Source organism: Alphaproteobacteria bacterium, assembly GCA_019746225.1.
GTDB lineage: Bacteria > Pseudomonadota > Alphaproteobacteria > Paracaedibacterales > VGCI01 > VGCI01.
The window spans coordinates 1-6,981 of the sequence record JAIESE010000060.1; the positions used below are offsets into that span (position 1 = coordinate 1).

At 43.7% G+C, this 6,981-nt stretch carries 4 protein-coding genes and 1 pseudogene; 3 read left to right on the top strand and 2 right to left on the bottom strand.

The features are described from left to right. Positions 1–266: 266 nt before the first annotated feature. Both K2Y18_09225 and K2Y18_09230 read left to right on the top strand, forming a co-directional pair. Positions 267–1,193, top strand: a pseudogene (locus K2Y18_09225) (ribokinase). 32 nt (positions 1,194–1,225) lie between these two features. After that, positions 1,226–4,201 (top strand): L-glutamate gamma-semialdehyde dehydrogenase, encoded by a 2,976-nt coding sequence (locus tag K2Y18_09230; GenBank protein ID MBX9805915.1) that lies wholly within the window; start codon positions 1,226–1,228, stop codon positions 4,199–4,201. Positions 4,202–4,244: 43 nt separating this feature from the next. On the opposite strand, the gene K2Y18_09235 is transcribed toward K2Y18_09230, so the two are convergent. Continuing rightward, a complete protein-coding gene (locus tag K2Y18_09235) occupies positions 4,245–6,002 on the bottom strand; it encodes a hypothetical protein (protein ID MBX9805916.1) in 1,758 nt (585 codons plus the stop codon). Positions 6,003–6,287: 285 nt separating this feature from the next. On the opposite strand from K2Y18_09235, the gene K2Y18_09240 reads away from it, so the two are divergent. Then, positions 6,288–6,869, top strand: coding sequence for a flavodoxin family protein (locus tag K2Y18_09240; protein ID MBX9805917.1), 582 nt, complete (start codon positions 6,288–6,290; stop codon positions 6,867–6,869). 17 nt (positions 6,870–6,886) lie between these two features. Here K2Y18_09240 and K2Y18_09245 read toward each other — a convergent pair. Then, positions 6,887–6,981 (bottom strand): heme-binding protein (locus tag K2Y18_09245; GenBank protein MBX9805918.1); only part of this gene is annotated, 95 nt, incomplete at its 5' end.

The following is a 6,981-nucleotide window of genomic DNA, read 5'->3' on the forward strand; positions in this document are numbered from 1 at the left end:
CTTGAATCATCCAAGCAACTTTCTTTTGGTTTTTACTCATGTTAGTCTGTTTCAACTTTCCCCGGACACTACTGCGCGAAGGCGGGGATCCAGAGAAACGTTGAGTAGAGAAATACTTGCAAGGACTAATGGCAAATATGGAAAAAAACTTACTTTGTTTCAAAGGATTTCTGGATCCCCGCCTTCGCGGGGATGACACAATGAAAGGAGAGTTTTGTTATTCCTTTAACTGTCCACCTTTAGCCCCTTTAGGGAGGTAGAAGCCTATGATTGTTGTCTTTGGTTCTCTTAATATGGATATGGTTATGCAGCTCGAAAAACTCCCGCGTCCAGGAGACACGGTGCTTTGTCCAAGTTATCAATTAATTCCAGGAGGTAAAGGAGGCAACCAAGCGGTTGCTGCTGCAAAGGCGGGGGCGCAAGTTAAACTGTTCAGTAAAATAGGTAATGATGAATTTGGACGGTTGATTTTAGAGTCTTTAAAGACGACTGGCATTGAGTTGATGGGGGTTGGGCAAAGTTCAAGTTTACCAACAGGGTGCGCAACTGTTTCTGTGGATGCCCATGGGGAAAACCAAATTACCGTTGCTACGGGCGCGAATTTAGAAAATCAAGAGTCGGAGATTCCGAATTTTCTGTTGGCCAAGGGGAATACCCTTTTGCTTCAAATGGAAACCTCTATTGAGGAAAATTGGAAACTCATCCGGCGCGCTAAAAAATATGGGACGCGGATTATTTTGAATCTAGCTCCTGCTCATTCGATCCCTCATGACATTCTTGATTCCTTGGACGTTTTGGTTATGAATCAAAGTGAAGCCGCTTATTTAGGGCTTCATTTAGGGTTTGATGTGATCTCGCCGACCATTGTTGCTAAGCGTGTGGCCGCCAATTATGATCTTATATGTATTGTAACCCTTGGAAAAGAAGGGGCTGTTGCGTGTACGCCTGAAGGTACATGGGAAGTAGGAGCCTTGCAAGTTGACGCGGTTGATACAACTGCGGCAGGGGACGCTTTTGTGGGCGTTCTTGCCGCAAACTTGGATGAGGGAACCGAGTTGCAACTTGCCCTTAAAAAAGCCGTCGTTGCCGGAGGACTTGCGTGTTTGACTAAAGGCGCTCAAGTGAGTCTTCCTTCTCAAAAGGACATTGAAGATAATCTCAAAAATATCTCCGTTCCTCGTCGTAGTGCCTAAATAAAATCAAAAAACGGAAGGGTCTTTTGCCAATGCTATGGAGCGAGCCTCCCCCCTATTATCCAGATTTAGAAAATCTTCTGTCCCAAGATGAGAGGGTGTTGATCAAAGCTCTATTGAGAGATTTAAAAGGTCTAAAGACCTCTACGTCTTCTATTGCTCACCAAGCCAAAACGTGGATTAAAGCTGTGCGCGCCCTTCCTATGGGGACTTTTAATATTCAACGGTTTATGCAAGCCTTCCCTTTAAGTGAGCCAGAGGGGCGTTCCTTAATGGCTCTCGCAGAAGCTTTCTTGCGCATTCCTGACTCTTATACCGCTGGTCTTCTTTTGGGAGATAAATTGTCTCAGTTTGATTGGCGTAAGGGAGGGCTCAAGGAAGATGCCGTGCTCAAAATTTCTCGATGGGGGCTTCAAACCGTTAGTGCCTTGCAAGACTCAGCCTTGGGGCCCGTAGTACAGCCTGTAAATTTAGCCATTTTTCGCGCTTTTATGCACATTTTAGGGCGTGAATTCATCGTGGGGCGAACCATTGAAGCCGCATCAAAACGCCGCCTTAAAACGCCACAAGACCGTTTTTCCTTTGATATGTTGGGAGAGGGGGCTCGCACGCCGTCTATGGCCAAGGCTTATAAACAATCCTATGCCCATGCTATTGAGGTTCTAGCGCGTCAAAAGGGAACGGGAAATTCACCTTATGAGAGGGACAGTATTTCCGTAAAGCTCTCCGCCCTTCATCCTCATTACGCCCTTTCCCATTACGATGAGGTCATGAAGGAGCTTCTCCCGGATTTGATTGAGTTGTGCAAGTGCGCACAAACAGCTGGAGTTGCGTTGACCATTGATGCGGAGGAAGCGGCTCGTCTTGAGCTATCTCTTGATTTGATTAAAGCTGTTTCTGAGACAAAAGAGCTGGGTCATTGGGATGGATTTGGCCTTGCGGTTCAAGCTTATCAAACCCGCGCACCCGCGGTGATTGAGTGGGTGCAAGAATTAGCTGAGACAACAAAAAAACCCCTTATGGTGCGTCTTGTGAAAGGAGCCTATTGGGATACGGAAATTAAAATTGCTCAGGTTGGAGGCTATCCTAATTATCCCGTTTTTACAAGAAAAGCCGCAACGGATCTTTCTTACCTTGCCTGTGCCCAGCAACTCCTAAAAGCCAAAGGCGTCCTTTATCCTCAATTTGCAACCCATAATGCCTATACGGTGGCAGCGGTCCTTGAGATGGCAGGGAATCGAACGGACATTGAATTTCAACGTTTGCAGGGGATGGGGGAAGAGCTACATACGGTTGTTCGTCATACTCAGCCCATCGCCGTCAGGGTGTATGCCCCCGTGGGAGATGATCGAGATCTACTCCCCTACCTGGTGCGTCGTCTTTTAGAGAATGGAGCAAATTCCTCTTTCGTCCATAAGATTTATGATTCAAAGGTGCCTCCAGAGAAGATCGCTGAGGATCCCCTGACGTTCTTTGAAACCCATGCTCCTGGCAAGCATCCCATGATTCCCCTTCCCAAAGATATCTATGGCCCTCACCGAGAAAACTCTCGAGGGTATGATCTGAATGACAGAAAAACCTTGCAAACTTTAAAAGCTGAGATTGAGAAAGCCAAAGGAGAGTATGGTACTCATAAGGAAAATACACTCAAAGATCTTGATAAGGCCTTGAACCAAGCCACAATTCATCAGATGGAGTGGGATGAAGTGCCAGCTTCTCAGCGAGCAGAAATTTTAAAGAGAACAGCGAATATCCTTGAAGAGAGGCGGGGACTTTTCTTGGGCCTTTTGATTGAAGAAGCGGGGAAAACGCTCCCTGATGCGGTGGCTGAGCTGCGGGAAGCGATGGATTTTTGCCGCTACTATGCTATCGAAGCCTTGAAACATTTTGAGGTGCCCCAAACTCTTCCAGGCCCCGCGGGAGAGCTTAATCAGCTCGTTCTTAGAGGACGGGGTGTATTTTCCTGCATCAGTCCCTGGAACTTTCCCTTGGCTATTTTTATGGGGCAAGTGACGGCGGCTCTTGTGGCAGGCAATGGGGTGATTGCAAAACCAGCAACAGCAACCCCCTTGATTGCTTGGCATGCCGTAAGAGCTCTCCATGAGGCGGGCGTGCCAAAGGAAATTCTGCATTTGCTTCATGGCTCTAGTAAAATTTTTGGAACACCTTTGATTGAAGATCAGCGTATCAGTGGTGTGGTATTTACCGGCTCCACATCTACAGCTCAAAGCATTCAGAAAATTCTCGCAGAAAGGGAAGGGCCCATTGTGCCGTTCATAGCAGAGACGGGCGGTCTTAATGCTATGATTGTGGACTCCTCGGCCTTGATTGAACAAGTGGTGGATGATGTGATTGTGTCTGCTTTTCAAAGTGCGGGGCAACGGTGCTCTGCTTTGAGAATTCTCTACCTTCAAGACGATATTTACGATCAAACCCTTTCTATGCTGCGGGAGGCGATGGAGAACCTGAGAGTGGGCGATCCTGCACTGCTTTCAACGGATGTAGGGCCCGTGATCAATGAGGAAGCGCGAGAGGAGATAGAGGCTTATGTAAAGCGTCATAAACCTTTAGCGCGCACGCCTCTTCCAAATTTGAAGGGGGGCTTTGTCGCCCCCTCTATTATTGAGATTAAAGGCATTGAGGCTCTTTCAAAGGAAGTTTTTGGCCCCATCCTTCATGTGGCCCGCTTTAAGGCCAGAGACCTTGTTGCGGTCATCACTGCCATCAATCACAAAGGGTATGGCTTGACCATGGGTCTTGAGAGCCGCATTGAAAGCACTATTGAGAAAGTGCGCACCAAAGCCAGTGTGGGGAACCTTTATGTGAATCGCACCATGATTGGCGCTGTGGTAGGTGTTCAACCTTTCGGTGGGGAAGGTCTTTCTGGCACGGGCCCCAAGGCCGGCGGTCCCTATTATCTGCCACGCTTTGCTGTAGAGCGGAGCTTCAGTTATAACACCATGGCCAGTGGCGGCAATGTGGCGCTGTTTAATTTAGAGGAAAACTAGAAAATCTTTACTTTCGATTATGTTTCTCCTTCCGCGTACGTTTTTACAAATAATAATCTTTTATATTAATCCCATTTTCTTTCATTCTTTCGAGTTGTTCTTTAGAAATAAGGTAAGGTTTTAGGTGCCGTTTAGTACTTTTCGAGAAAAGATCATCATTTTCCTTCATTATTTTAATGAACTCTTTTGACTTGTCTGATGTTTTTCCTGCTGAAAGTGTGAGTTCATTATAAAGGTACGCAGGGTGGCTTGAAAAAACAAACCAATCGAAATCGAGTATCTTTGGGGCAGCTGGCTCTTTTATCAGGTATATCTTATTATCCTTATGGTAGGCCCTTGCGTAATTCACTGGTTGCAAACCAGTATTCTGTAATCTTTTGTCGCTGATGCGTATGTTCCTTCTCGACAATGCATATTCCATGAAATAAATCTCCACAACTGAACCATCTGAAATATCTTTGTCTTTCAATGACCCTCCCTCAATAATTTCCATTTCTGTGTAAAGAACAGGCAATATTGCTATATTCCAAAAATTTGTTTGTTCAGCAGAGACGTATGTTACTGGCAAGTTTTGAGGAATATTTCCTGTGTTTTTACCTCTTAGAAAATGGTTATGATATAAACCTTCAGGAATAACTTTTGAGTTGATATCCGTCCCTTCATATAAGGTAATTTCCTTTAAATCAGGAGGAAGAGGACCAAAATAGACCCCATATATTTTGGGGAAAAAGTCTATAATTTCTAAATTACTCGAGCTTAATTCTTGTACGTGGGCTAATGCTTTAAGATAAGAGGGGATATCATATGATCTATAGCCGTACCTTGACTTTATGAATGTTCTAATGGCTATGTTAGAAACGTTGTAGAAAGGATGATTCAATGTAACGTTGTAGACTCTATTCTCTGCTCCTTCTCCAAGAGGACTTATTGTTTTATACAGACAGTCCAAAATTTCAGGATGATAGGCGTAATTAGGAAGGTTCTTCAGATAATCCTTTTCGCAAGGTTTTAAGGACTCCCTGTCTCCTTGTTCTTTATGACACTTAACCACGTTTTCCCATCCGGCTCTTATATTAGGAATAAGCTGTGGGTCTTTACAAGGGGTAGGGGGGCAGGTTGGTCCAGAATAAGGCGTAAGTGAGCTATTGCTGTGATGTGTCGTATTTTGATAAAGACCACATTGCAGTTTTGAAGGCTGGTCCACTTTATAGGAGTGAGGTTGATCAAAAGAAGAAGAGGTAAGTTGAGCGTCTACAGAGATGCAATTGCCTAGCAACAATAATAACAATAAAATCCCACCAAGCTTTTGTTTTCTTCGGCGCGGAGCCAGAAACTTCTGTGCATTCTCTTCCTTCATTTTTTTAAGGGATGTTTCATTATAATTTTGCAGGGATTGATCCGTCTCTTCTATAAATTTAGACACCGAAGAAACCAGTTCAGAGTATGTTGGTTGCGTCTTATTGTTTTCTAATGGAGAGAGAAGAGCTTCTTTTAATTCTAAAAGATTGTCTATTTTTTTGGTAACTCGAGTAATTGCGGTTCTATATTTTAACCCTGTTCTATAATGATGCTGGGTCTTGGGATCTCGTTTTAGTTTTTTTGAGACATTTTTTCTGCGTGGAAGAGATTGATAGGTTTTTTTGCTATAAAAGTTAGCTAAACCAAAATACTCATTTTTTTTATCTGTAAGACGAGTGATTTGGTTGCCGATATCTTCCGAAGTTAAGTTATCTTCCATTCCATAAGTTGCAGGGCTTAGAAAGACTAGGAAAAAGAAGAGATAAATGGAAAATATCCGCATAAAACACCCATAAAAAAACTTAACTTTAATTTACGTGAGTTTGAAAATTTGATCAAGATAATGTGCTCACAAGCTTAGGGGCGATACTATGAATAATTTATGAGGAAACTAGAGTTTTTTTACCTCTCCCACAACGGAGAGAGGTGATCCTATCACAACTGATAAATCAGCTTCTGTCATTAAAAAAGATTGAAATTTTTCATGAGGTGTCCCTGCTCACAAGCTTTCCATTTCGGTGGTTTGATTGTAGAATAGGTTCCAAATAATAAAGAAAACGAGGGAAAAATGACAAAACCAAGTGTTGCGATTGTTTATCATTCAGGATACGGGCATACAAAAAAATTAGCTGAATCTGTTTTGGAAGGTGTTCAAGAAAGTAAAAAGGCGACAGGCATACTCATTTCCGTAGAGAATGTTGATTCCCACTGGGATGATCTTGATCATGCAACGGCCATCATTTTTGGAGCTCCCACCTATATGGGCTCTGTCTCAGCCGGATTTTGGATTTTTGCTGAAAAAACCTCAAAAAGATGGACGGAAATGAAATGGAAAGACAAACTCGCCGCTGCATTTATTAATTCCGGCTCACAAAATGGCGATAAACTTCAAAGTCTCCATGCCATGTTTAATTTATCTCAGCAGCATGGGATGATTTGGGTTGGTCTTGGACTGATGCCAGGCAATAATAGCTCCACAGCTTCAATAGAAGATCTTAACAGGTTAGGTTCCTTTGGGGGTGCTTTTGCGCAATCCAACGCAGATGAAGGTCCGGAGACAGCGCCTCCAAAATCAGATAGACTCACGGCCAAACATTTAGGTCAAAGGGTTGCTGAAATCTCTGCCAGATGGGAAGCTGGGAAGCAATAGTTTTGAAAGAGGAGAGATTATTCTTTCATTTCTATCATAATTTCATTTCGTCGCAGAAAAGGGAGTGTCCAGGGCGGATTATAAAAGGCAAAGATAGGCTCACCTAAAGTGT